Origin of the sequence: Pelagicoccus mobilis, assembly GCF_016595505.1 — a bacterium.
Lineage (GTDB): Bacteria > Verrucomicrobiota > Verrucomicrobiia > Opitutales > Opitutaceae > Pelagicoccus > Pelagicoccus mobilis.
The window spans coordinates 1-23,877 of record NZ_JAENIL010000002.1 but is presented as its reverse complement, the minus strand read 5'-3'; the positions used below and the strand labels follow the sequence as shown (position 1 = coordinate 23,877).

General features: G+C 53.3%; 20 protein-coding genes. 9 read left to right on the top strand and 11 right to left on the bottom strand.

Annotation, left to right across the window (positions count from 1 at the left end):
* Positions 1 to 22: 22 nt before the first annotated feature.
* The 5 genes from JIN87_RS00895 to JIN87_RS00875 are packed head-to-tail and all read left to right on the top strand — an operon-like array spanning position 23 to position 7,904.
* Positions 23 to 4,078: a S8 family serine peptidase gene (locus tag JIN87_RS00895; RefSeq protein ID WP_200353617.1), complete on the top strand. Its 4,056-nt coding sequence runs from the start codon at positions 23 to 25 to the stop codon at positions 4,076 to 4,078.
* A gap of 57 nt (positions 4,079 to 4,135) precedes the next feature.
* Positions 4,136 to 5,197, top strand: a complete 1,062-nt coding sequence (obgE, locus tag JIN87_RS00890) for a GTPase ObgE (protein ID WP_200353616.1) — start codon at positions 4,136 to 4,138, stop codon at positions 5,195 to 5,197.
* Between the two features lie 19 nt (positions 5,198 to 5,216).
* The gene (locus JIN87_RS00885; RefSeq protein ID WP_200353615.1) at positions 5,217 to 5,726 is read left to right on the top strand and encodes a hypothetical protein; all 510 of its coding nucleotides are present in this window, start codon (positions 5,217 to 5,219) and stop codon (positions 5,724 to 5,726) included.
* A 7-nt stretch (positions 5,727 to 5,733) separates the two neighbouring features.
* Positions 5,734 to 7,449 carry a GspE/PulE family protein gene (locus JIN87_RS00880; RefSeq protein WP_200353614.1) on the top strand — a complete coding sequence of 572 codons (1,716 nt, stop codon included), beginning with the start codon at positions 5,734 to 5,736 and terminating at the stop codon, positions 7,447 to 7,449.
* Positions 7,450 to 7,490: 41 nt separating this feature from the next.
* Entirely contained in the window at positions 7,491 to 7,904 is a 414-nt protein-coding gene (locus JIN87_RS00875; RefSeq protein ID WP_200353613.1) for a hypothetical protein, read from the top strand.
* Positions 7,905 to 7,914: 10 nt separating this feature from the next.
* Here the strand turns inward: JIN87_RS00875 and JIN87_RS00870 are convergent, their stop codons facing one another.
* From JIN87_RS00870 to JIN87_RS00845, 6 genes are read right to left on the bottom strand one after another with little or no spacing between them, the layout of a single operon-like run.
* Entirely contained in the window at positions 7,915 to 8,469 is a 555-nt protein-coding gene (locus JIN87_RS00870; RefSeq protein ID WP_200353612.1) for a peroxiredoxin-like family protein, read from the bottom strand.
* A 44-nt stretch (positions 8,470 to 8,513) separates the two neighbouring features.
* Positions 8,514 to 9,488 (bottom strand): thioredoxin domain-containing protein, encoded by a 975-nt coding sequence (locus JIN87_RS00865; RefSeq protein ID WP_200353611.1) that lies wholly within the window; start codon positions 9,486 to 9,488, stop codon positions 8,514 to 8,516.
* 13 nt (positions 9,489 to 9,501) lie between these two features.
* Positions 9,502 to 10,392 (bottom strand): agmatinase, encoded by an 891-nt coding sequence (speB, locus tag JIN87_RS00860; RefSeq protein ID WP_200353610.1) that lies wholly within the window; start codon positions 10,390 to 10,392, stop codon positions 9,502 to 9,504.
* Positions 10,393 to 10,409: 17 nt separating this feature from the next.
* Complete coding sequence (nspC, locus tag JIN87_RS00855; protein WP_200353609.1) at positions 10,410 to 11,573, bottom strand: carboxynorspermidine decarboxylase; 1,164 nt, start codon at positions 11,571 to 11,573, stop codon at positions 10,410 to 10,412.
* A gap of 23 nt (positions 11,574 to 11,596) precedes the next feature.
* On the bottom strand, positions 11,597 to 12,010 hold the full coding sequence (locus tag JIN87_RS00850) for a four helix bundle protein (protein ID WP_200353608.1): 414 nt from the start codon (positions 12,008 to 12,010) through the stop codon (positions 11,597 to 11,599).
* A gap of 48 nt (positions 12,011 to 12,058) precedes the next feature.
* Entirely contained in the window at positions 12,059 to 13,264 is a 1,206-nt protein-coding gene (locus JIN87_RS00845; RefSeq protein WP_200353607.1) for a saccharopine dehydrogenase family protein, read from the bottom strand.
* A gap of 306 nt (positions 13,265 to 13,570) precedes the next feature.
* Between JIN87_RS00845 and JIN87_RS00840 the strand changes: the two genes are divergently transcribed.
* A complete protein-coding gene (locus tag JIN87_RS00840) occupies positions 13,571 to 13,780 on the top strand; it encodes a hypothetical protein (RefSeq protein WP_200353606.1) in 210 nt (69 codons plus the stop codon).
* Between the two features lie 67 nt (positions 13,781 to 13,847).
* Here JIN87_RS00840 and JIN87_RS00835 read toward each other — a convergent pair whose 3' ends face one another.
* On the bottom strand, positions 13,848 to 17,552 hold the full coding sequence (locus JIN87_RS00835; RefSeq protein ID WP_200353605.1) for a hybrid sensor histidine kinase/response regulator: 3,705 nt from the start codon (positions 17,550 to 17,552) through the stop codon (positions 13,848 to 13,850).
* Positions 17,553 to 17,727: 175 nt separating this feature from the next.
* Positions 17,728 to 18,318 (bottom strand): peptide-methionine (S)-S-oxide reductase MsrA, encoded by a 591-nt coding sequence (gene msrA / locus JIN87_RS00830; protein WP_200353604.1) that lies wholly within the window; start codon positions 18,316 to 18,318, stop codon positions 17,728 to 17,730.
* Between the two features lie 158 nt (positions 18,319 to 18,476).
* On the opposite strand from msrA, the gene JIN87_RS00825 reads away from it, so the two are divergent.
* From JIN87_RS00825 to JIN87_RS00815, 3 genes are all read left to right on the top strand, one after another.
* On the top strand, positions 18,477 to 19,331 hold the full coding sequence (locus tag JIN87_RS00825) for a ParB/RepB/Spo0J family partition protein (RefSeq protein ID WP_200353603.1): 855 nt from the start codon (positions 18,477 to 18,479) through the stop codon (positions 19,329 to 19,331).
* 73 nt (positions 19,332 to 19,404) lie between these two features.
* Positions 19,405 to 19,845, top strand: coding sequence for a MerC domain-containing protein (locus JIN87_RS00820; RefSeq protein WP_200353602.1), 441 nt, complete (start codon positions 19,405 to 19,407; stop codon positions 19,843 to 19,845).
* Positions 19,846 to 19,890: 45 nt separating this feature from the next.
* Positions 19,891 to 20,442 (top strand): GNAT family N-acetyltransferase, encoded by a 552-nt coding sequence (locus JIN87_RS00815; RefSeq protein WP_200353601.1) that lies wholly within the window; start codon positions 19,891 to 19,893, stop codon positions 20,440 to 20,442.
* Between the two features lies 1 nt (position 20,443).
* On the opposite strand, the gene JIN87_RS00810 is transcribed toward JIN87_RS00815, so the two are convergent.
* The 3 genes from JIN87_RS00810 to hflX form a co-directional block, all read right to left on the bottom strand.
* Entirely contained in the window at positions 20,444 to 21,136 is a 693-nt protein-coding gene (locus tag JIN87_RS00810) for a hypothetical protein (RefSeq protein WP_200353600.1), read from the bottom strand.
* 15 nt (positions 21,137 to 21,151) lie between these two features.
* The gene (locus JIN87_RS00805; RefSeq protein ID WP_200353599.1) at positions 21,152 to 22,525 is read right to left on the bottom strand and encodes an alkaline phosphatase PhoX; all 1,374 of its coding nucleotides are present in this window, start codon (positions 22,523 to 22,525) and stop codon (positions 21,152 to 21,154) included.
* Between the two features lie 70 nt (positions 22,526 to 22,595).
* Positions 22,596 to 23,876: a GTPase HflX gene (hflX, locus tag JIN87_RS00800; protein WP_200353598.1), complete on the bottom strand. Its 1,281-nt coding sequence runs from the start codon at positions 23,874 to 23,876 to the stop codon at positions 22,596 to 22,598.
* Between the last annotated feature and the right edge of the window lies 1 nt (position 23,877).

Here is a 23,877-nt window from a genome sequence, read left to right as displayed (position 1 = left end):
GGGTGACGAGGTAGAATCAACGATGAAGACAGCAGGTATCGCGAAGATCGGACTCATACTCCTCCTAGTCGGAGTGGGTTTCTGGTGGGCGATCGACGACCGTGAGAAGGTTGAGGGGGGCGAAAAAACAAGGTTGGCTCACGGGGCGCAGGTTGAGGAGATGCTCTTTGAAGAAACGTTGGCTCTCGATTCAATCGTTGTTTCTGTGACTTTCGAAGAGGCGTCGACTATTCCAGCCCTAGAATTGAATGGGTGGACCGAGCGGTATCCGAATGGCGAGATCGCGGAGTCTCGCTTGAAGTCCCTCGGAGGGGGACGGTTTCGTTTGCAACATTTGCTAGAAACGGGCTCGGAGAGTATTCCATGGGTTCTGTGGGAGGAGAAACTTGTGCGAGAACCGAGCGGTGATTTCAGCCACTTTGGTTCGGTGGCTCACATGGGGAACGTTTTCCTGATCGATGCTCGAGAGGAGTTGGTTCCGGCATCGGCTTTGGACGCGTTTGTTTCTGAATTCGGTTTGTTTGTTGAGCGACGGTCACGGGTCGCAGACTATGTTTGCTTGGGGTTCAGCGATCCTAAGTTGGGTAAACTTGAAACTATGGTCGACGCTTTTCAGGACCAATTCCCTGGGGCTCTCGTGGAGTTTGATACCTTGAGTTATCCCAGCTCGACTCCTAATGATTGGGATGGTTCACGTATGTGGGGGTTGGATACTATTAGAGCTCGGGATGCGTGGACATTCGAGAAGGGGAGCTCGGATACCGATGTCGTGATTGCTATCATCGATACTGGGATGCAGAGGAATCATTTCGATATCGTCGATAATCTCTTCATTAACCCGAACGATAGCACCATCAACGCTCAGGATAATGACGGCAACGGATTGGTGGATGACGTGAGTGGTTGGGATTTTTATAACGACGACTCCGAGCCGAACGATGATGATGGGCACGGAACGCACGTAGGAGGGATCGCTGGTGCGAAGGGGAACAATGGTAGTGGCGCGGTTGGCGTAAACTGGGGAGTGAAGCTTTTGCCTCTCAAAGTCGGAGATGCGGAGGGATTGAGGACTTCGTCGATTAATGATGCTCTTGCGTATGTGCGCCGTCTTAAGAACGCGGGTATCAACATTGTTGCTACAAATAATTCTTATGGTTCGGGCGGGGCGAACACTTCGACGAGGAACGAGATTTCGCTGCACGAAGAATTGGGGATCTTGTTTGTCGCGGCTGCAGGTAATGACGGACGAAATATGGACATCGCTCTTGATGCTCGTGGATTTCCTGCAGGTTATACGCTGGATAACATCATTTCCGTGGCGAACTCGCGACAGGATGATTCTTTGAATGGCTCCTCGAACTACGGAACGACCAGTGTTGACCTGTCCGCTCCGGGAAGTGAGATATACGCTCCGTATCCGGATAATTCGTACGCCTTTCTGTCTGGGACCTCGATGGCTTCTCCGATGGTTGCAGGCGCGGTAGGGCTTCTTGCTCAAGCTGAACCCGACCTTACGGCGAGCCAGATAAAGTCGCGTTTGCTTGATACGGGAGATCCTGTCCCGTCTCAACTAATGAGCACGGTGTCTGGTCGTCGACTGAATCTGCTAGCGGCTTTGAAGCCGGAAATGAGCGGGCACGAGATCAGCGTGAGTAACGTCTCCGATTTTGTTGTGTTGTTTGACGATTTGGAGGGGGATGCGGAGTTTCAGGTTGCGGCTCACGATGACGCTCGTGTGACAGCTAGCGTTGTTTTTGGCCCGGGAGTTGGCAGGATCGAGCCACTTGGCAATCGTGTCTTTCGCTTTGTGCCGACTGGCTTTGGCCAAGCCAAGGTCCGTTTCGTCTCTTCGCTGCTTGGCGTTTCGAAGTCGATCGAGAAGACGATTGTTGTGGGGGATAAGAGTCCAGTTAGCGATGGCTTGATTCATCATTTCTCGTTCGACGGTTCGGGTGCTGTTGTCGAGGACCTAGCGGGCCAGTCCGATGGTACGGTGGTTGGCGCGACTCGTGAGAACAGTGAGTTCGGTAGAAGCATGCGTTTCGACTCCGTATCCGAGAATGTGAGCTTCAATGGTCAATTCAGCGAGCTCGTCACGATCACCGCGTTGATCCGTTCCGATCGTATGACCGCGAGTCCGCACCCGCGAATTGTGAACATGCCCTTCTACTACCTCTATATTTCATCTGGGTCGGGACCGAATGTGCCTGATGGAAATAGGGAAACGTTGAAATTCTATTCGGACTTCACTGAGTTCGGTGTTTGGAATGCTCCGCCAACATCGATCCGAGATGGCCAGTGGTATTTTGTCGCCGCGACTTATGACAGTAAGAGTGTGTTGAATACGCCTAAGCTGTTTATCAATGGGGAGAGACTTATTGCTCGAATGCAGCAAGAGCCGAAGGGAACTATCAATCAAAGTGCGGCATTGTCCTATCTTGGAAACAACGGGGAAGGGGCACGCGCTTTTGACGGCTTGATGGCTGACATTCGTATCTACGATCGCGAGTTGAGTCCCATCGAGATCAGCGATTTGGGCGCCTCTTTAGTGCAGGATAAATGGGATTCAGTTGAGCTTCTGGGCCCGCATATCGTGGGGCTTGGGGCGGTATCGGATTTCACGAGTGTCGACAATAGCGATCTAGGATTGCCCGTGACTGCTCGCTGGCATGTGGCGGGGGATAGCGATTATGAGATCGTATCGGAAAATGGATCGGAGGGGCGCATCAAGTTCAACGAAGCGGGTCGCTTCGACTTGGTGGCGCAGGTTTCTGACGGAGTAGCGACTCGCGTATTCGTTAAGCAAGTCGATGTCTCGGATGGAGAAGTCACTTCCGGACGTTATCATGGGACTACGGAATCTGGAGGGATTGTTTGGCTCGAGGTTGAAGAAGGGTTGGAGACAGGGTTTGTAAGTATCTTTGATCCGGATACGGGATACTATCGTATTCGAGAAGCGGTTACGATCGACGATTCAGGTTCATTCCGATCGCTAGAGGGATCGGTTGGGCGGATATCTGGTACGGCTCTCTCGGGCTTGGTAGGAGTCGTGCCGGGGTACGGGATCGAGTTTAGCGGACAGTTCCAAACGAGCCCTAGTTCTGAGACCTTGTTCGCGGGACAGTATTTAGGCGGCGTTTTGGGCCGCGGGGGCGATGCGATCGATTTGGAGATTTTGAATGACGGTCGTGCCTATTTGCTGCGAACCGGTCCGTTTGCCGATATAGCTTGGGGTGCGATAGATGATGAAGAAGGTCGCCTTAGTGTCACGTCCGCTCGCGGACTTGAAGTGTCGCTGGAGGTATCGCTCGAAGGAGACTCGGTTGCCGGTGATTGGGGAGTTGAACGCTTTTTTATGAAGACGAAGGGAGTGGTCTCGGAAGGCGTCTTGATGGCTGGTCTAGCGGGTGGGCAACCTGCCGGAAGCGGTCTGAGCGGACTCTATTCTGAGTTTGTTTCGCCGGGCCAAGAGGCGAGCGGGAATTTGGTCGGTGGCGGTTTTGCTGGCGTCGGATCTGAGTTTGAAGGAGGTGGCCCCTTGGTTCTGCTCGCTGCTGATGGTAAGGCTTATCAGGTCATTGCAGCCGCGGATCAGGATATTGCGGAAGCGATTGGCGAAACAATCGAAACGTTTGAGGTGGATCTAGCTGTGGCTGAGATTGATGCGGTCCGCATTCAAGCTCCTGTTTCGGAGGCGACGGTTTCTGCGGTTGCTTTCTCGGTGACTGGAGCAGAGCCGCTTGAAGTGCTTTTGAGGGGGATCGTCCCTTCGTTCAACCTGGAAGAGGGGATTGATCCGGCGATCAAGCTGTATGGATTTTCAGAGACTGGTATCGCTGAGCTTTCTTCGAACGATGATTGGGCGGAGGGGATGCTGTTCACTGGGATTAATGAGTCTTCGCAGGGAGCGTTTCTGGGCTTGGTGCAGAGTTTCGAGGAGCTTGGCCTGCCTGAGTTGGATTTGTTGTCCTCGGACGCGGCCCTGCGGGTTTGGCTAGAACCGGGGCGGTATCTGCTTGTTGTCGAGGGGACGGACAGCGGTGATGGCGCTGGGCTAATCGAGCTGTTTAGGCTCTGATCAGAGTCTGCACGGCGGGGTTGCATTCTGCGAAACTAGTTCTATGGGTTTCGCTGCATGTTCGTAGATGAAACTAGAATCATTGCCCAAGCGGGTGACGGCGGGAATGGCTGTATCAGCTTCCGTCGGGAGAAGTACGAGGCCTTTGGCGGCCCCAACGGAGGGGACGGCGGCAAAGGTGGCGACGTGATTCTCGAGGGCACGAACAACGAGAACAACCTGATCAAGTTCCGTTTCCAGCAGCATTGGAAGGCGGAGAAAGGGCAGGGCGGCATGGGCTCAGATCGGATCGGTCGTAGCGGTAAGGACGCTGTTCTTTTGGTTCCCTTGGGGACGATCGTGACTGACTTGGCTACCGATCAGATTGTTGCGGAAATAATGGAAGTCGGGCAACGGGTTCGAATTCTAAAGGGTGGCAATGGAGGTTGGGGCAACGCCAAGTTCAAGAGCTCCATCAATAGAGCTCCTCGTCGTGCCAATCCCGGTGACCCCGGTGAAACAGGCGAGTTTAAGCTAATTCTGAAGAGTATCGCGGATGTCGGCTTGGTGGGGTACCCGAACGCGGGTAAGTCGACTTTGACGAACATGATCACCAACGCTCGCCCGAAAATGGCTCCGTACCCGTTTACGACTCTGCATCCCGGTATTGGGGTGATCGAGTACCCGAGTCGCTACGAACGCCTGCAAATGGCTGATATTCCGGGGATTATCGAAGGCGCAAGTGAAAATCGTGGTTTGGGGCATCGTTTTCTGCGTCATATCGAGCGTTGTTTCGTTCTTTCGTTTATCATTGATATGTCCGGTATCGACGGGCGTGCCCCTTGGGATGATTACTCCCAGTTGATCAATGAGTTAGGGGCATACGACGCGTCTCTTCTAGACAAGCCGCGGGTGGTTCTCGCCAACAAGATGGACGAAGAGATCGCGGAGGAGAACCTCAAGGAGTTCCGTAAGCGTCACGACGTGACAGTGCAGCCAATCTCCTGTTTGACCGAGGAAGGGCTAGAAGAATACAAGGAAGTTCTCTGGGAAAAGGTGGCAGAAGCTAAAGCTAGTGAAAAAGAATCCGAAGCAGTTGATAGCGAATCCGCGAACGACGACTCGGATATCACTAGTTAACAGTTTCTCCCACCTATCAATGGCCAGTCTAAAGCCACTCATTATGCGTGCCAACCGCCTGCTCGGAGCGAGTCTGGTGGAGCGTGGCCTCGTTACAATCGAGGACCTCGACGCCGCGAACGAGCGCTTCCTGGAGCTTCTCTCGAATGCTTCCGGCGAGCTGCGCTTGAGTCTGCTTTCGATTCTGCTCAACGAGAAACAAAGCCTGCAAGAAATGGCTTTGATGGAACATCTCGTTGAAGAGGAAGGGCTTGGCATTATTGATGTTCGTAACATGGAGGTGCCGGAAGAGCTGGCGTCTACCTGCGAGAAGTCCGAGTGCTGGGCCACTTGGACCGTACCTTTCGACTTAGTGGAAGACACGCGCTACTTGGCGACTGCTTACTACATGAGTCCAGCCGTTCGCACTTATTGGGAGCAAAAGATTCCGGGCAATATCGTCTGGTTTGCGGCTCCCTTGGAGACGATTTCGGACTACCTGGAAACGTTAGAAGCAGAGGAGGCCAAGGCGGCGATGGCTGCCAGCTAAGTCATAGATGGCACTCGGTCGCTTACAGTCAGGCATCGTTGACCACCTGCACGAGCTCAAGTATCTCGATGCGGAGCAGGCGGATTCGGTCAAATCGCATCCGGACGAGTTGAATGGTAACGCTTTCGACGACCTTCTCCTCGTCGATTACCGGATTTCTTCCCACCAATTGAATGTCGCCAAGGCGAAGACCTATGGGGTGTCGCCGATCAACGTTAAGAACGTAGCGATCAACAAGGGGACTTGGGAGCTGCTGGACCAGGAGTTTTGCGAAAAGAACCAAGTAGTGCCGGTCAGCACGTATGGACGCTACATCGCGGTTGCTCTGGCCAATCCCTTTGAGCTGACGGTTACTTCTCGAATTTCGGAAATCAGTAAGAAGACGGTCGTCGCCTTGCTGGCTCCGGAGAGCGATATCAAAGAGATCCTCAAGCAGGATCAGCAGGTCGAGGAAACCCATTTTGAAGATGTGGTCGAAGCGGTCGGCATGGAGTTCGACGAAGGCGAGATGGAGGAGGTCGAAGAGGGGCTCGATGACGAAGAGTCTGCTCCGATCATCCAGCTAGCCAACCGCATTATCGAAGACGCCTATTTTGCGGGTACTTCAGATATCCATATTGAACCCCGGGAGAAAGAGCTCGTCGTTCGCTACCGTATTGACGGGGTTTGCCAGGAGAAGCTGAAGTTGCCGCCAAAGGTATCGGGCTCGCTTGTCGCTCGTCTTAAGATCATGTCGAACCTGGACATTGCGGAGCGTCGTTTGCCGCAGGACGGGCGTATCGTCTTCAAGCAGTTCACGAAGAAGAATGTCGATATTGACCTTCGTGTTTCAACTGCCCCGCTTAATCACGGCGAAGGGGTGGTGATGCGTATTCTCGACAAGCAGAAGTCGACTTTGCCGATGCCGGCTCTCGGATTTTCCGATGAGAACCTCAACAGGTACCGTGAGGTGATTACTCAGCCTTACGGCATGATTTTGCATTGCGGTCCGACAGGCTCGGGTAAGTCGATGACCTTGTACTCGGCTCTGAATGAGATCAACGATCCTGGCTTGGTCGTGAGAACGGCGGAAGATCCGATCGAGTACACCTTGAACGGCATCAATCAGATGCAGATGAATCGCCAGATTGGTCTGACGTTTGCGAGCGCTTTGCGTGCCTTCTTGCGTCAGGATCCGGACATCATTTTGGTGGGGGAAATTCGTGACCAGGAAACGGCGAACATCGCAGTGGAAGCGGCTCTTACAGGTCACTTGTTGATCAGTACGCTCCATACCAATGATGCTCCCGGCACGGTGGCTCGTCTCACCGACATGGGGATCGAGCCGTTTATGATATCCTCGTCGTTGCTTTGCGTTTGCGCTCAGCGTTTGATGCGACGCGTCTGTAAGACCTGCCGTATTCAATACGAGCCGGAGGGGCGCGAGCGTGAGATTCTGGAGAATGGTATTGGCTGGACGGGGCCGATTTTCAAACACAACCCGAAAGGCTGTCCTCGCTGCAACAATACAGGATACAAGGGACGTGTCGGTATCCATGAACTCATGACGAGCAGCGAGCAGTTGATTGAAGATATCAACAAGGGACGCGAAACGGCTGATATCAAGCGTACCGCTGTCAAGAATGGCATGAAGACACTCCATCAGGACAGTCTGCTTAAGGTCAAGGACGGCATATCTACCCTTGCTGAGGCTCTGTCGACTGTCCCGGTGGATATGTTCTAGGGCCTTGCCTGTTTCGTCGGATTGCCTGTAGCCTCGCCGCAATGAAACGTTTACCCCTTCTCGGTCTTGTAGCGCTTGCTTTTCTGACTGCCTGTGGCCCCGGTCCTGAGCCGGATGTATTGCTAGGGGAGGATAAGGCGGCTTCCGTCGTTTCGACCTTTCTCTCTGCAGTGCAGAGCAAAGATGATAAAAAGGCGAAAGCCCTTACTCACAGCCGTCCGGATTCGATCATCGGTGACTTGGAGGCATGTCGCGGCTACTTTTTTGAGAGACGGCCCACTGGTAAGAAACTACTCGAAATCGGCCATGAAGATTACGGAGGCGAGTGGCATATCTATGTCGATTACCAGCTCAACTATTACGGCAATCAGATCAAGCAGCTCCACTTCGTCCTAGCTCCCGGAGAAATACCGAAAGTACGGGGCGTTACTCCGATTAAGCCAGGGCAGCGTTAAGCTGAGCGGGCTAATCCTTTTTGAGTGATTTGGCAGCAGCGACCAAGAGATCTCCGGGGATGCGTTCCCGGTAGTTCGGGTTGACGTAAGAGAATGCGATCTGGTTGTTTGGGGTGACAATAAATACGGAGGGAACCGGTAGCTTTCTGTCTTTCTTGCCCTTGGGGTGGAAATCGATTCCGAATCCTTCCATTGCAGAGTATCCACTGTCGGAATACACGGCGTAGTTGAGTTCGCCGTCCTTTTCAATAGTGGCAATTTTTTCGGGAGCGTCTGGGCTTATGCCGATGATCTGGTACCCGAGTCCCAGGAATTCTGATTCCCGCTCAGCGAGCTCCTGCATTTGCAGACTGCAATAGGGGCACCAGCCGCCACGGTAGAATACGATGATGCTATGCTTGTCTTTAAGGAGTGCAGGCAGGGAGTGTTCGGCTCCTGATTCGTCAAAAAGCGTAGCTTGGGGTGTGTCGCTTCCAATAAGGACTGGAGTGACCTCTTCAGCTTTGCGAGCGTGTAGAGTTGTGAGAGAGAGGGCGAGGGCGAATAGAGCGATGAAATGCTTCATGCAAAGGTAACGTTTGATCACGCCGAGTATTGCGGCGAACTGCGCTACTTTGTCTGGGAGAAGGGAGGTTTGGTGGGGAATCCAATCCAGCCGATTATTTTTTCCCAAAGCGATGGGGGCTTCGTCCAGACGGTGCCGCTTCGTCGATCACGAATACTCCATGGGTCGACTGGTGAGCCATGCGGCTCGAGTTCGAGATCGACCTCGGCTACGGCGTTGTATTTCGGGTGCTTGCCTGTTCTAGCTGAGCCTGTAATTAGGGATTTGTTTTTTACGGCGGACTGGAGGATGAGTTTCTTGTAGCGTTTGAGCCATTTGGGAGCGGTTACCTGCACCCGAATTTGCGCTTTTTGCTGTAGGTTGAAGGTTTCTGTGATTCTCTTCTGCCCTTGGCAGGTTTTGCAGGAGCCGACGAAACCATTGCTACAGCTAGTACAACGTGACTTACCCTTGCCTCCGCATTGGCTGCAACTGCCAGTTTTGGTAGAGGAACCCCATTGGGTCGTCGTGTACGCTTTCTGTACGGTACCGTGATTTCCAGGACAGGGTACTTGGGTCACGCCCATTCCGTCTGAGGACGCTCTGGAGACGTAACCGCTGCCATTGCAAAGCGGGCAGTTTGGAGCTGCGGAGTAGGTGGTTTGAGTACGCGCAGTAGGGCTGTTGTAGGTTCTTGTTCCTTTTCCGCCACAGCCGGAGCAGTGGATCCACCCGCTACCGCCGCATTTTTGGCATTTCGCTTTTCCGGAACCGCTACAACTGCCGCATCTCTTGTGTTTGATCCGTAGCGGGGCCTTTTCGCGGAGTTCTAAAATCGAGCCCTCTAGATAGCGGTGTCTGGTGAAAAATTCGCTTTGTTCAAGTTGAGGAGTAACCCAATTGATGAATCCTTTTTTGAGAGACCAGCTGAGTTCACCTTGGTTGTGTTCCTTCGTGGCTGTGCCTGGTGTTATCGATCGGGACTCTTCATAGACGATTTTGATGTTTGCTGTGAATCTGATCTTTGCGGGGACAGGCATTGTATTAAAATTTTCAGGACTTGAGGCAGTCGAGACGCTGGGCGATCTCCATGAACTTGTAGATTAGGTTTGCTACGAGGAAGTCGGGTGCGTGCTGGCCGGGTTGAGGGGCAAGCTCTACGAAATCTGCACCAAGTAGTTTTCTTCCTTTGAGAGCACGTTCCAGGCCATCGATAGCTTGATACCAATTGAGCCCGCCGGGAACAGGCGTTCCTGTTGAGGGCATGATAGAGGGGTCGAGTCCGTCGACGTCGAACGTTATGAATACGTGCTCCGGAAAGTCTTCTGGGAGGAGTTGCTCAGGATAGCCTTTCCAATAGAGCTCGGCTGCGTCCAGGTGGGTGACTCCACGTTCAGCACGGCAATCGACTTCTTCTTTGCAGAGTGCTCGGACTCCGATTTGGTGCAGTGGCACACCGAGGTCAGTGCAGCGTTCCATGACGCTTGCGTGACTGTATAAGTTTCCTTGATACGCGTAGCGTAGGTCCGCATGGGCGTCGAATTGAATGATTCCAAATGGGATATCGAGTTCTTCGCAGGCTTGGATGGGACCAAGGGTCATGGCATGCTCGCCTCCGAGGAGGATCGGACACTTGCCTAGATTCAGAGCGCCGCGGGTGGCTACTTTGATGTTTTCAACAACGGTAGAGGCTGGCGCATCGCAATCTACAGGTTCGGCTGTGTAGATTCCGGCGTCGCCTGGGAAGGAGCCGTCGAGGTAGTGTTCGAGTTGGACGGAGGCATGAAGGATGGCGTTGGGGCCGTTAGCGGTTCCGCCTTCGTAAGAGACGCTGGTTTCCCAGGGGACTGGGATAATGTGGAAAGCGGCGTCGTACTTGTTGGAGGGTTGGATGTCGTCCGAGTGGAACGCGGGGGGATTGGCGTAAGGGTTCGTGGAGGGCATAGGTCGAGTCTTTGGATTTAAGAGAGTCGGTCGCGGTAGTCTTTGTATTCGAAATTTCTGACGATGGTGAGTTTCTCGGTTTCTGGATCCCAGGTCGCGATCGCGGGGTGCTTGATTCCGTTGAAGGTCGAGGTCTTCACCATCGTGTAGTGAGCCATGTCGAGGAAGTGGAGTCGGTCGCCGGGGACGAGTGGTTTGTCGAAGGAGTAGTGCCCGATCATGTCTCCGGCTAAGCAGGATAGGCCGCCAAGGCTGTAGGTGTGTGGCTTTACGTTGGGCTCGGCCGCGTCCACTATCTCAGGGCGGTAGGGCATCTCTAAGACATCGGGCATGTGGCACGTTGCCGACAAGTCTAGGACTGCTATGGGGGGAGCCTCTTCAATGGTATCGAGCACGGTTGCTACGAGCACGCCTGTGTTGATAGCCATCGCTTCGCCCGGTTCGAGGTAGACGTCGAGATGCGTGTATCGGGATTTGAAGTCTTTGAGAAGCTTGACTAGGCGAGGGACGTCGTAGGTGGGGCTCGTAATGTGGTGCCCACCTCCGAAGTTCACCCATTTCATCTGTGGAAGAAGGTCTCCGAACTTCTCCTCGAAGTGTGGGAGTGTTCGTTCAAGTGTATCCGAATTTTGCTCACACATTGTATGGAAGTGTAAGCCTTCTACCTCACTAAGATCTTGGCCCTCGAGTGCGGAGCGGCGGATGCCGAGTCGCGAACCTGCTACGCAGGGATTGTAGATATCTACTTCGACCTCGCTGTACTCTGGATTGACCCGTAATCCGCAAGATACAGAGCGAGCGTGAGCCTTAACTGCGGGTAGGTGCTTCCGGAACTGGGTGAGCGAGTTGAAGGAAATGTGGTGGGCGCAGGAGAGAACTTCTTGCAGGTCGACATCGGTAAATGCGGGTGCGAAGCAGTGAACCTCTTTGCCAAACTCCTCCGCTCCAAGTTGAGCTTCCCAAGGTCCGCTCGCGCACACGCCAGCGACGTAGTCTCTCATGATTGGAAAAACGCTATGCATCGCGAAACCTTTGAGAGCGGCTAGAATCTTGCAGCCTGTCAGGTCTTGGACCGATTTGATGACCTCAAGGTTGGAGCGGAGTCGCTTCAGGTCGACCACGTAGGCTGGCGAGGGAGTGTCCTCGGGAAGTCCGGGATCGTAGTGGATAATGTGGTCCATGTGGTTAAATCCTAATCTTGCTCTTAATCCTCCTCGTAATCTCCCTCCTCGTATCCGTAAGAGTTTTGTTCCTCTGATACGAGGAATGAATCGAAGCGTTTGAGGAGACCATAGATCAAATTTACAATCTCAGTTAGAAGGTCTTTCCCAGACTTTACCTGATCTGCTTCTTTGTACTTTTGAGCTACCAAGACATCCAAGCATGCCGCACACTCTAAGGCTGATCCGTGAGCAACCTGAAAGAACCGGCAACGGTCTTTATCAGAAAATTTTCCGTTTCCCTCGGCTATGTTCAGCGGGATGCTCATAGATGCCCGTTCGAATTGGTTTCGAATATTATAGGATCCTGAAGGGAGAGAATCGAGGAGCTCCTTGGTCCATCCAACGAAATGGATCGATTTCTGGTAGACGATTAGCTTCTCGTGGGAGAAGGGCATGGGATAAGGAGGAGGATTAGGATTAAGAGGAAGATTAAGATTAGGATTTTAAACCAGCGGAGTTGGTTTAGCGTCGAGCCATTGTTCGGTCCAGGGGAGGCCTTGGACGTTTAGTTGCTCCATGAAGGGGTCGGGGTCGAATTGCTCCATGTTGAAGACGCCTTTTCCTCGCCAGGTGTCGGTGAGCATCATCTTGGCGCCGATCATGGCCGGAACGCCTGTGGTGTAGCTGATAGCTTGCGAGTTGACCTCCTCAAAGCACTTTTCGTGATCGCAGATATTGTAGAGGTAGTAGTGTTTGTTTTCGCCTCCTTTGTGACCATCCGCGACGATGCCGATGCAGGTGCGGCCCTTGGTTGACTCGCCGAGCGAGCCGGGGTCGGGAAGGACGGCTTTGAGGAATTGAAGGGGGATGATTTCCTGCCCGTTGTAGATCACGGGATCGATGCGGGTCATGCCTACATTCTCGAGAACCTTAAGGTGAGTGAGGTACTGCTGACCAAACGTCATCCAGAAACGCATACGCTTGATGTCTGGGAAGTGTTTGGTGAGGGACTCCATTTCCTCGTGGTACATGAGATACATGTCTTTCTCGCCGATTCCTTCTGGGAAATCGAAGACGCGGTGCTCGGAGAGTGGAGGCGTTTCTTTCCACTCGCCCTCTTGGAAGAAGCGTCCGTTGGCGGTGACTTCGCGTATGTTGATCTCTGGGTTGAAGTTGGTGGCGAAGTGTTTGCCGTGGTCGCCTGCGTTACAATCGATGATGTCGAGGGTGTCGATAGTGTCGAAGTGATGCTTCTTGGCATAAGCGGTAAAGACATTGGTCACGCCGGGGTCGAAGCCGGAACCGAGCAAGGCCATGATGCCTGCGTCCTTAAATCGCTCCTGATAGGCCCACTGCCAACTGTACTCGAATTTCGCTTCGTCGCGCGGCTCATAGTTGGCAGTATCCAAATAGTCGGTACCTGTCTCGAGACAGGCATCCATGATTGCTAGATCCTGGTAGGGCAGGGCGACGTTGAGGACGAGATCGGGTTGGAAGTCTTTGATGAGGGCGACTGTCTCGGCGGTATTGTCTGCGTCGACTTGGGCGGTGTGGACTTCGCTCTCTATCTGGGCGGCTATCTTGTCGCAGCTACTCTTGCGGCGGCTGGCGAGGAGGATTTCACCAAATACGTCGCGATTCATGGCGCACTTGTGAGTTACGACGCTGCCGACTCCGCCGGCTCCGATGATAAGGACTTTTTTGCTCATGGTTGAATAGAGGAAAGATTTAGCTTGTCCCAAGTATTGAGACGGAAAGTAGCCCCGTTTTCGTAGAATGAGCGTTAGGGTTCAAGCGCATTTCAGGTGGGGAATGGTTTACAGGGAATTGACTGGGGACTTGGGCATTTGGGGGAGATTCTCTAGGCCTTGCTGCGAGCCTTAAGGTGCCCTTTGGGGGAGAAACGAACGCCTGACTCTATTTACTCTAATCCTAGGGAAATGCTAGAATGCGGATGTAACTAATGATCCGGATCGCAATCGGATCTCGTATGAGAACTAACGAAAGGAACAGGTATGGATTTCCCTCCCATAATCCGACTCATCAGCTCGACGTTTGATGCGTTAATGAAGAAGGAATCTGCTCAACCTCAGAAAACGGCAGCGGAGGCACCCAAGGCGGTAGCAAACGCTCCGGGTATGGGTGATCCAGAGACTTTAGGGGTCGGGTCTGGCGCTACGAGTGGAACGAACCGTATCGGTTCGATATTGGATACTGTAGCTTAGGGAGCGTTTTGCGCTTTGCCTTTATTCTGGGGTCGTCGGCGATTATTGCTGGCGGCCCTTTAGGTATTTACGACTTAGAAACGCTAGTCCCGTTGGAGAGGGCTTGCTCGATCGATTCTTTGAGTTTGGGGCGTTCGAGTGGCTTAGTCAAAAAGCCGCACATGCCGGCCTCGGTTGCGACTTCTCTGTCTAGGTCGGATGATTTAGCTGTCACTGCGATGATCGGCGGTGTTTTCTCGCCTAGCTGATCGAGCATGCGTTTGGTGCATTGGATCCCGTCCATCTCTGGCATCTGAATATCCATCAGAATGACTTGGTAGGACTTTTTGGCCGCGATTTTTAGAGCGTGCTCTCCATTGTTGGCGATATCGCAGCTATAGCCGATGCGGCGAAGCATCATGGCGGTAACTTGTTGGTTGATGGGGTTGTCTTCTACAAGGAGTACGTCCTTTTCGCCTGTGGACACAGAACTGGGGCGCGGGAGTTCTTGTTTGGGTGTTAGGTTCGCGATTGGGGCATTGTAGACAGGCTGTATTACCGAGGTGCGGTATTGTTCGACTTGTTCTGGGGTGGCTGGGTTTAGGAGAATCGAGAAGGAGAACGTGGAGCCTTGTCCTAGTTGGCTGGATACGCCGATGTCGCCATCCATGAGATTTACGAGGCGTTTGCTAATGGCGAGGCCGAGGCCGGTGCCTCCGTACTTGCGAGTATTTGACGAGTCAATCTGGCTGAAGGCTTTGAAAAGGATGTCCATCTTTTCAGGTTCGATGCCGACACCGGTGTCCTTGACTGTGAAGAAGAGTTTCGAACGGTTTTCGCTTTCGGCTTTGACTCGAAGACTGATGGTGATGAGCCCGTGCTGAGTGAATTTTCGGGCGTTGCCGACAAGATTGATGAGGACTTGTTTTAGGCGGACCGGATCTCCGATAGCAACCTCGGGTATGCCTTCTTCGACCTCAGTTTTAAGGGATATGTTCTTTTCGTCGCAGGAACGTACGAAAAGGTTGAATACGTCTTTTACCGTCTGGGTAGGCGAGAAAGGAATTTGTTCGAGTACGATCTTGCCGGCTTCGATTTTTGAGAAATCAAGGATGTCCGAAATTATCGCCACGAGGGACTGGCCGCTGGAGTGTATGGATTGCAGCATCTCGAACTGCTCCTTTTCGAGCGAGGTTCCGAGCAGATTATCGGCCATGCCGATTATGCAATTCATCGGGGTGCGGATTTCGTGGCTCACCATGGCGAGGAACTCGCTTTTCACCAGGTTCGCTTTTTCCGCTTTTTTCTTGAGCTCGCGTTCGCTGAGGAAGGCTCCGTGCAGTTGTATGTTTTTGTCTCTGAGAGCTTTTGTTTGAAGAACGACCTTGTCCTCTAGTTGTCGTTGGCGGCGAAGTAGCTTTAGGTGGCGAATCTTCAGGAGGAGCCAAATCGCGGCCAGAGCTAGCGTAGAGTAGGCAACGTAGGCGGGAAGTGTGCGATAGATTGGTGGAATAACCGTTATTGGAAGGGTGGTCGCTTCGCTTTCGATGCTATCGGCGAATATGGCTTTTACTTCGAAGGTGTAGTTGCCGGATGGGATGCGATCTAGGACGATGTGGGCATTCGCTATGGAGTCACTCCACTGTTCATTGTATCCGGATAGGCGGTACTGGTATTTGATGCCTCCTGCTCCGAGGTAGTTGGGCGTGCTTAGGTCTATCTGCAGGCTGTCTTGATCTGAGTTGAGAGTTTCTGGGAACGTCAGATCAGTACGTGCGAAGTGATATAGGATCTTGTCTTCTGAAAGGCTGTGGATCGCGTTTATTTGAGGTTTTGAAAACGGGACCCGTTCCAGTGTGTTGCCGTTATCGATTCGGGTTAGGGTTTTCTTGCTGGTGAGCCATGCTATGTCGTTCTCGAAAGTGATATCGTCGATCTGGAGCCGACCTAGATGCTGAAGAACTGAGTTGTCTTCGAGGTAGCTGCCGTCTGGCTGTTTTCGCATGACGACGGGGTTCTCGTTGGCGAGCACCCAGAAGTCTCCATTTGGCGCGAAAGCTGGCCGAGTGAGCTTCTTGACTTTGCCCGGGATAATATCTGCGATTTCGGTAGCGATATCGAAGCGATTTGTCCCTTGGTTAAAGCGCAGTGGTCCCTTGCGGCTGGAAAAAAGGACTTCGTTGCCGTTCTGCCAGATCGGGATCCACTGTTCTGTTGTGAGTCCGTCTCTGTCGCTGTATTCTTGGTATGAATACGCTCCGTTTGTAGGGTGTATGCGGCCTACGTTTGATATGCCTCGCTCGAGCCAAATATTGCCTTGTTTGTCGTCGAGAATCTTGTTCGCCAATCCAAGAGAAGGGATTTTTTGAACGATGGTCAGGCGATCGTTCTCTAGCTCAGTGATGTAGTTGAATTGCGAGTTGGATAGTACGAAACGGTTCTGGGGTCCGAAGCGCATTTTATGAATGCGGTAAATGTAGGGAATATCCAAAAGAAACTCAGGGGGCTTGCCTGCTCGTAGTCTATAGACCCCTTGATCGGTGGATACGATGAGTTGCCCGTTGTACCCGATCATCTCGTACACAGTTTGCTGCGCTAGATGTTCAAAATCGCGGAATTTCGTGAATTTGCCAGACTCCGAGTATTGAGCGAGGTGGAGGTTGCTGCTGGACCGGATCATTAGGTCTTTGCCAAGTCGAGCGTGGTCGAAGTACTGGAGTGCAACCTTGTGTCTTTGATCGAAGTAGGTGATCGGGTAAGGAGGGGTTATTTGTGCTACTCCGTCGGAGAGAGTCACCCACAGGCTCTTGTCTGGAGCGACGGCTATTTTTCCAGTATCGAGAAACCGGTGGTCCAATGTCTGGTCCAGACGCATGATCATTTGGCCTTGCCGATTGATCAGTACGAGTCCGAACTCGAAGAGGCTGATAGCGAAGGTCTCGTCGTCGAGAATCTCCATATCGTTGGACCAAAGACTCTCTCCGAGCGATTCTAGGTCATCGTCCAGGTCCTCGAATGTTTGGCCGTCGAAAAGGATAAGGCTGTGGTCGGTATGGAAGAGGGCTATCCGATCGTCGAACCACGGGGTCGTTTGCATTATTCTTCCTCGTTCGAGGTCGAAGGGCAGTTCAGATGGGAAGGGGACTATTTCGTCTCCCTCGATTTGGCTAAGGCCGCTTTTGCTGGTGATGAATACTGTCCCATCTATTTCAAAAAGCGTGTCTATGTTTTGCTCGTTCCAGGTTCGCGTTCCGTGCTCCGGATGCCATCGGACGAGGGAGTTGAGGCCTTTGAAAAAGACATAGCCTTGAGCGAAGGCGATTTGGTCGAAGTATTCGATGGAGGCCTTGCGGCGGGTTTCTTCATCCGAGAAAAATTCGACCACGTATTTGCCTTGGTCGTTGACGACTAGCTTTCCCCAATAGCCGAGGCCGCTAGCGTAGAGCACTCCGTCGGGGCCGAGGGAAATATGGTTTAGGTCTTCGTTGGAGCGTTCGACGGGGATACTGATCCGGTTCCACTGGGTGCCGTCGTAGGCGGAGAGTTCTCCCTCGCTCGAGTAGAGAATCCTGCCGTTGGTATCTATGGTGACGAACCGGCTTCCGAGGGTGGTTCCGATTTCCTGTGTTGTATGTATCCGAAAGTTGGGATACCCGAGTTCAGTTCGTTCAGCATCTGGTGACTGTCCTAGGGTGAACGCAGTTAGGAAACTGATCAGGATTGTTGCGAGAGACAGCGCCACCTTGGGTCCAAAACGGTGTGATTGGATTTGGGTGAGGCGTTGTGGAAGCATCTGTATGGCGGAAAATTCGGTCGTCTAGTTAGCATCCTATCGGGAAGCTGGGGGATTGCGAGCCGATGGGTATTTTGACGCCTTATTAACTGCCGGATCTCCGCCGCCGAGCAAGAGAAAATACGTACTCCACTCTTAGGAGTATTCTATTAGGTGAGCTTCGGTTGGGCGGGACCTATTCGAGCCCTAGCTTTTTGAGCTTCGGGGTGATGACTGCTCTGCAGTACGGGTAGCTCTTGTTGAGGTCGTAGTACTCTTGATGGTAGTCTTCGGCTACGTAGAAGGTGCTCGCTGCGGTTATTTCCGTGACGATTGGATCGGCGAACTTGCCGGATGCGTTCGCCTCGTCGCGGGACGTTTCGGCGATTTTTCGCTGCTCTTCATTTTCGTAGAAGATTGCGGAGCGGTACTGCGTGCCGACATCGGCTCCCTGGCGATTGAGAGTCGTGGGGTCGTGAGCTTCCCAGAAAAAATCTATAAGCGTCTTTGCGTCTGTCTTACTCGGGTCGAATGTCAGCTGCACGACCTCGGCGTGGCCGGTTCTCCCGGTGACGACTTGTTTGTAGCTAGGATTCGCTACATCGCCTCCCATGTATCCGCTTACGGCGTCGACTACGCCGTCGAGTCGCTGGTAGACCGCTTCGACGCACCAGAAGCATCCGGCTCCGAAGGTTATGGTTTCGAGGTTTTGTTCTTTTGCGTCGGTGAGCATGCTTGATTGTAGAAAAAGGAGGATGCCGAGGGTTAGTGCGAGTCGTTTTCTCATAATGGATTGGGGCTGTATGCTGTTGGGAAAAGAGCATTTACAGAGCCTTCTTATTCCATGCAAACGATTCGGGGCGGAATTTCATTGCCACAATTTCCGTCTCCGCAAGTCTCACCGATCCCCAAAAATCGCCAACAAAGTATCGGCTGTTTCACTACATGAATTTGCAACGTATCTCACTCGAAGAAATTGACATCTACGCAGGCACGCAGACGCGTGTGGCGACTAACGACGAAGCGGTCTCCGGCTATGCCGAGGACATGAAGCAAGGGGACAGATTCCCTCCGATCGTGCTTTTTTTCGACGGATCGAAGTACTACCTCGCCGATGGTTTTCACCGCTTCTTGGCGGCTAAACGTATCGAAGAGAAGGACATAGAAGCTAATGTTTGCGAAGGATCGCGAACGGACGCTCTGATTGCCGCCCTAGGAGCGAATGCGACGAACGGGCTTTATCGTACGAATGCCGATAAGCGTCATGCGGTAGAGATCGCTTTGGAAGAGTGGACGGGTCACTCAAACGCTTATTTGGCTGATATCTGTAAGGTTTCCATCGAGCTCGTGCGCCGTGTTCGCAAGTCCATGGGCTTGGACAATCCGGACAAGGTGATCGGCAAGGATGGCAAGAGCTATCCGACTGGCATCGAACGTACGCCTCGTCACGGCGGCGAGGAGCGTGAGAAAAACGATGGAAGCTCTGGCGAGGGCGCTGGAGGCGGCGGCGGCGGGTCTGCTCCTTCCAAGAAGAACGCAAATTACTCAGACACTGCGGGTGGCACCCGTAACGAAATCGAGGAAGAGGCTCGCAAGATGATTCGCGACGGGGAGATGGATCCTCGTGAGCTCGATACTTTGCCGACTGCGATCCCCAACGACTATGCGGTGGCTGCGATTGGGATTCTGGATCGGATGAAGAAGGAAGATCCAAAATATCCTGCTGCTCTCGACCGGCTTGAAAAGTGGATCAATCAACGTCGAGCAGAGCTGCTCGTGGCTTCTGAGAAGGCTGAGTAAACGCAAGGTTTTCGCATTAACTTATGCAATGGGCTTGCGTTAAAGCAGGCTCGGAGGGTTATAGTGCGCACAAATGGAAGTGGTTATGCAGGAAGGTGAGACCAAGAAATGGGATATCCTAGGAATCGGGCTATCTATTCTTTGCGGGATCCATTGCTTGTCGGTGCCTTTTTTGATGGGCGTGCTTCCTATGCTTGGCCTCGATTTCATGGCCGACCACGGATTCGAGTGGGCGATGATGGGGATCATCTTCCTGGTCGCCGGCGTAACCTATTTCAACGGGTATCGTCGCCACCGTCGTGCCGGAGTTTGGGGATTCTTTGCGGTCGGCGTGCTCATTTTCGCGGTGATTCGCCCGATGCTCAGCCATGATCATGGGCATGACCATTTTCACGGTTTTGAGGCGCATCATATCGCTACGATTATTGGTGGCTCGGTATTTGTCCTAGGGCACTGGAAAAACTGGCACTGGCACAAGCCGAGCTGCAAGAAAGAGTGCTGTTCGGGGCATTAAGTCCTCGCTATTGGATGAGCCTGAAGGGGCCTTCGATAAAGGTCGATGGATTGGATCCCGCTTGATTATTGTATCGAAACTGAGCGATTGACTTTGTCGATCGCTCAAGCGGATGAGATCGATTTTGTGTGGGAAGCGACTCAGTATCCGGGCTTTAACGACGGGATGGTCTGGGGGACGCCGTCGAGCAAAGAGGAGCTGGAAGCCATCGTGGGGAATGTGGCCGAGCGGTGGAGTAGAGGGGATGGCTATCTCTTTACCTTTCACGACCAGGCTTCGGATAATCCGTTAGGGCGAATCGTGGTCGAGCAGCGCTGTTCCGGATGGAGTGTAGGCTTTTGGACACACCCGAAGTGGCAAGGGGCTGGGTATGCGAGCGAGGCTTTGGGCGGTGTTCTGAGGTTTTGTTTCGAGGTGTTGAAGCTCAAGCTTGTGACTGCCTGCCACGCTGAATGGAATCTCGCCAGCCGGAAGGTGTTGGAGCGAAATGGTTTCCGGTTTAAGGTGCGTATCGAAGAGGGCTTCGAAAAAAACGGAGAGTGGGTTGCTCAGGACACGCTTTCTCTTTCGCGTGACCAGTGGTTGGCAACCCGGTGACCTATTCGCGTCCCTCGAGGATGCGATCGACGATCTCACGGACTTCTCGAGCGATGTCTGGAGAGAGGTTTTCGCGGCGGATGCCGGCGTCGTCGGCCATTTGTTTGGCTTTTGCGAGCGCGGCGAAAAGCTCTTCGTCGGTTATATCTGTGCGAAACTCCAAATTTTCAATACCGTCTCCACGGCTTGAATCGAGAATGAAGGGTTCGAGGATGTCTTCGACGGCGGTGTCGGGTATCCTTTTTTCAAATACACCAAAGACGAAGCGGCGAATAGTCAGCATGGCCGATTCGCGTTGAGCGTCGGTAATGCTTGGGCGTTCGAGCGGATTGCCTTCGGCTTCGTAGTATTTGATCACGCTCAAGGCAGGGCTTTGCTCGAGGCTTTCGATGATTTGCATGAGCTCCTCGAAGGTGATGTCTCCTTCTTGAAAGCCTTCCGTGATGCGGTCTATCTCGCTTTTTAGGGCGGCTTGCTGGGCTTCTGGCAGACCTGAGTTTTCGATTTCCTCTACGATTTCCTTACGGATTTCGTTTGTGATTACAGTTTTGCCGGAGTTGATGAGCCAGAAGATTCCGCCTCCAATTAACAGAGCGACAAGAACGAGAAACCCAAGACAGCCTACGAAGAGGGGGCGCTTGTAGAAACTCTTCCGTTCGCGGCTGTGAGATGAAAGTGGGCTGGAGTCGGACATAAAGGTGGGCAAAGGCTATTTCTTCCACGGACCCGTTATTGCTAGGGTCTGGCCAGGAAGGTTTTGGATGTTTACGAATAAAGTGCTGCCGTCCGGTGAGAAGCAAGCCCCGGCGAGTTCGCTTTTTATGGAAACGTGAGCGATGTGGTAGAGCTCGCCTCGAGGCGTGACACCTACGATAGCGCTCGATTCGTTGTCGTCCTCACAGATTACGATATCACCCCATGGAGCGACGGTGAGGTTATCGCAGGCTTTCATGAGCTGGCTGTCGTCGGATTCGACGAAGAGCTCTAGGGTGCCGGGATTCCTCTTTTCCTCTTCGGCGCCTTCGAACTTACTGGGAGTGTACTTGAATATCTGGCCGAAACGATTTTTCCCTCCGTTGGTGCAAGCGAAGTAGATGCCGCCATTTCCGTAGACGATACCTTCTCCACGTGCGAAGCGGGCTGCTCCTTTCGAAAAGCCGCGGTAGCGCAGGTCGTCGTTGGGGGCGTCGATGTCTTCGAGGTCGATCCATTCCGTGGATACGGCTTTTTGGCGGGGGAATTCTGGTAGTTGTTCTTCAGGCCAGTTGCGGGTGTCTCGAGACGGTTGGCTGCTGATCGCCAGGGCTTGAAGTTTTCCGCCATTGAGCAGCTTACCCGGTTCGTTAGGAATATATCGGTAGAGCAAGCCGTCCCAGCGATCCTCGGTTAGATAGACGATGCCGGATTCTGGATCGACGGCGATCGCTTCGTGGTTGAAGCGTCCCATGCCTTTGATTGGAACGGGGATGGCGAGCCCCATGTTGGCGGTAGCAGGGACTTCGAAGCAGTAGCCGTGGTCTTTGTCCAGTTGCTCGTTTGCCCGGTCGACTGTCTCTTCGCAGGTTACCCAAGTGCCCCATGGGGTTGGGCCGCCTGAGCAGTTTCTCAGTGTGCCAGTAAGGCTGAGTGAGTGCTGTTCGAGGGTTTGTGTCTTAGTGTTGAATACGAGGGTGGAGGTTCCGCCGCCGCAAACTCCGGTGCCGCGGGCGGTATCGTATTGCTTGTCCAAATACTCTCGGGAGAGATCCTGTTGGTGAGCGAACGGTCCTTTTCTGAACTGCTTGGGGTCAAGCTCGTGGTTCCGAACTAGGATGACACGTTCTTCGTCGAGTGGAAAAGCAGCCATGCCATCGTGAGCTCCGGGAACGGAAAGGCCGTCGTCCATTCGTTCGCCGGTTTTTGAAAACGTGGTGTAGGTGAAGCCTTTGGGGAGTTTGAGGAGCTTGTTGGGGTCTTCCAGGAGTGGACCGTAGTCGATGGAGGAGCCTTTCCCGCATCCGGTCATGTATGACTGGAGGCCAAGGAAGCCTGCGGCGAGAGCGGTGTTTTTAAGAAAGGTGCGACGAGTTGTTTCGGATGACATCGTGGGTGGGTATACGGGGTGTATTTTGCGAGTCGAACGAAACTAAGTTACGATTGAGTGGCTAAAAGGCTCAATCTTTTTGAATGAACGGATCGATGACGCCAGACAACGCGGGCGGGAAAATGCCCTCGATGTAAACTCCCTCGTCTTGTGTTTCCTGGTGGCGGATGCCTCCAGAACTGTGAAGTTTGGAAATGACATCGTAGCGCTCGTGTGGGATGAGGAGCTCGGTCGACTTGTACTTCGCGTTCAGGTGGTGAGCGATGGCGGCCTTAAGTTCGGTGAGGCCTTCGCCGGTGTTGGCGCTGATGTAGAACGCGTCCTTGTGGGTGAACATGAAGCGTTCCTTGTCGCTCGGATCCTCAAGGGCGTCGATCTTGTTGAAAACGACGAGGGTCTCGTTTTTCGCGGCATCGATCTCCTTGAGCACTTCCATGGTCGTTTCGAAGTGCTTCTCGGCGTCAGGATTGGTGACGTCGATAACATGTATCAAAAGGTCGGCTACGACTGCTTCTTCGAGCGTGGCTTTGAAGGCTTCGACGAGACGGTGAGGAAGGCGGCGGACGAAACCGACGGTGTCGGTGACGAGGACGTGTTGGCTGTTGTCTAGTTCGAGGCGTCGCGTGGTCGGGTCTAGCGTGGCGAAGAGTTTGTCTTCAGCGAGCACGTCGGAGTCCGTCATCTTATTGAGCAGGGATGACTTACCGGCGTTTGTGTATCCAACAATGGCTACGGTTGGGACCGGTTTGCGGAGACGCTTGGCGCGTTGGACGTGCCGGTGCTGGATGACTTCCTTGAGCTCCTTCTTTACGACTGCGATGCGTTCGCGGACCATGCGCGAGTCGGCTTCGAGCTGGGTTTCACCTTGTCCGCGAGCTCCGGTGCCGCCACCGCGTTGGCGACTCAAGTGGGTCCAGGCTCGGCGGAGGCGAGGGAGTGAGTACTCCATGCGGGCGAGCTGGACTTGGAGAGCGGCTTCACGGGTGTGAGCGCGCTCGGAGAAAATATCGATGATGATCTCTTGGCGGTCGATGACCGCGATCTTGGCTTCCGCTTCCCAGTTACGCTGCTGGGCAGGCGTTAGCTCGTCGTCGAAGATGATGACGTCGGCCTTAATCTCTTTGGCATGGGCGATGATCTCCTGGACCTTGCCGGTGCCTAGAAGGAAGGCAGGGTGGGGCTTGCGGAGCTTAACGACGACGCGATCGACGGTTGGGATGTCGAGGTTGTCGGTGAGCTCGTCCAGTTCATCCAGCAGACGATCCGCGTCCTCGTAGCTCATGCGGGAGTCTTGGATGCCGACGAGTAGGGCCGCTTGTACTTTCTTTCTGTTTTCTTCGAGATCGAACATT

Coding starts and splice junctions, on each gene's coding strand:
- JIN87_RS00895 (WP_200353617.1), top strand. CDS start 23: ATGAAGACAGCAGGTATCGCGAAGATCGGACTCATACTCCTCCTAGTC.
- obgE (WP_200353616.1), top strand. CDS start 4,136: ATGTTCGTAGATGAAACTAGAATCATTGCCCAAGCGGGTGACGGCGGG.
- JIN87_RS00885 (WP_200353615.1), top strand. CDS start 5,217: ATGGCCAGTCTAAAGCCACTCATTATGCGTGCCAACCGCCTGCTCGGA.
- JIN87_RS00880 (WP_200353614.1), top strand. CDS start 5,734: ATGGCACTCGGTCGCTTACAGTCAGGCATCGTTGACCACCTGCACGAG.
- JIN87_RS00875 (WP_200353613.1), top strand. CDS start 7,491: ATGAAACGTTTACCCCTTCTCGGTCTTGTAGCGCTTGCTTTTCTGACT.
- JIN87_RS00870 (WP_200353612.1), bottom strand. CDS start 8,469: ATGAAGCATTTCATCGCTCTATTCGCCCTCGCCCTCTCTCTCACAACT.
- JIN87_RS00865 (WP_200353611.1), bottom strand. CDS start 9,488: ATGCCTGTCCCCGCAAAGATCAGATTCACAGCAAACATCAAAATCGTC.
- speB (WP_200353610.1), bottom strand. CDS start 10,392: ATGCCCTCCACGAACCCTTACGCCAATCCCCCCGCGTTCCACTCGGAC.
- nspC (WP_200353609.1), bottom strand. CDS start 11,573: ATGGACCACATTATCCACTACGATCCCGGACTTCCCGAGGACACTCCC.
- JIN87_RS00850 (WP_200353608.1), bottom strand. CDS start 12,010: ATGCCCTTCTCCCACGAGAAGCTAATCGTCTACCAGAAATCGATCCAT.
- JIN87_RS00845 (WP_200353607.1), bottom strand. CDS start 13,264: ATGAGCAAAAAAGTCCTTATCATCGGAGCCGGCGGAGTCGGCAGCGTC.
- JIN87_RS00840 (WP_200353606.1), top strand. CDS start 13,571: ATGGATTTCCCTCCCATAATCCGACTCATCAGCTCGACGTTTGATGCG.
- JIN87_RS00835 (WP_200353605.1), bottom strand. CDS start 17,552: ATGCTTCCACAACGCCTCACCCAAATCCAATCACACCGTTTTGGACCC.
- msrA (WP_200353604.1), bottom strand. CDS start 18,318: ATGAGAAAACGACTCGCACTAACCCTCGGCATCCTCCTTTTTCTACAA.
- JIN87_RS00825 (WP_200353603.1), top strand. CDS start 18,477: ATGAATTTGCAACGTATCTCACTCGAAGAAATTGACATCTACGCAGGC.
- JIN87_RS00820 (WP_200353602.1), top strand. CDS start 19,405: ATGGAAGTGGTTATGCAGGAAGGTGAGACCAAGAAATGGGATATCCTA.
- JIN87_RS00815 (WP_200353601.1), top strand. CDS start 19,891: ATGGATTGGATCCCGCTTGATTATTGTATCGAAACTGAGCGATTGACT.
- JIN87_RS00810 (WP_200353600.1), bottom strand. CDS start 21,136: ATGTCCGACTCCAGCCCACTTTCATCTCACAGCCGCGAACGGAAGAGT.
- JIN87_RS00805 (WP_200353599.1), bottom strand. CDS start 22,525: ATGTCATCCGAAACAACTCGTCGCACCTTTCTTAAAAACACCGCTCTC.
- hflX (WP_200353598.1), bottom strand. CDS start 23,876: ATGTTCGATCTCGAAGAAAACAGAAAGAAAGTACAAGCGGCCCTACTC.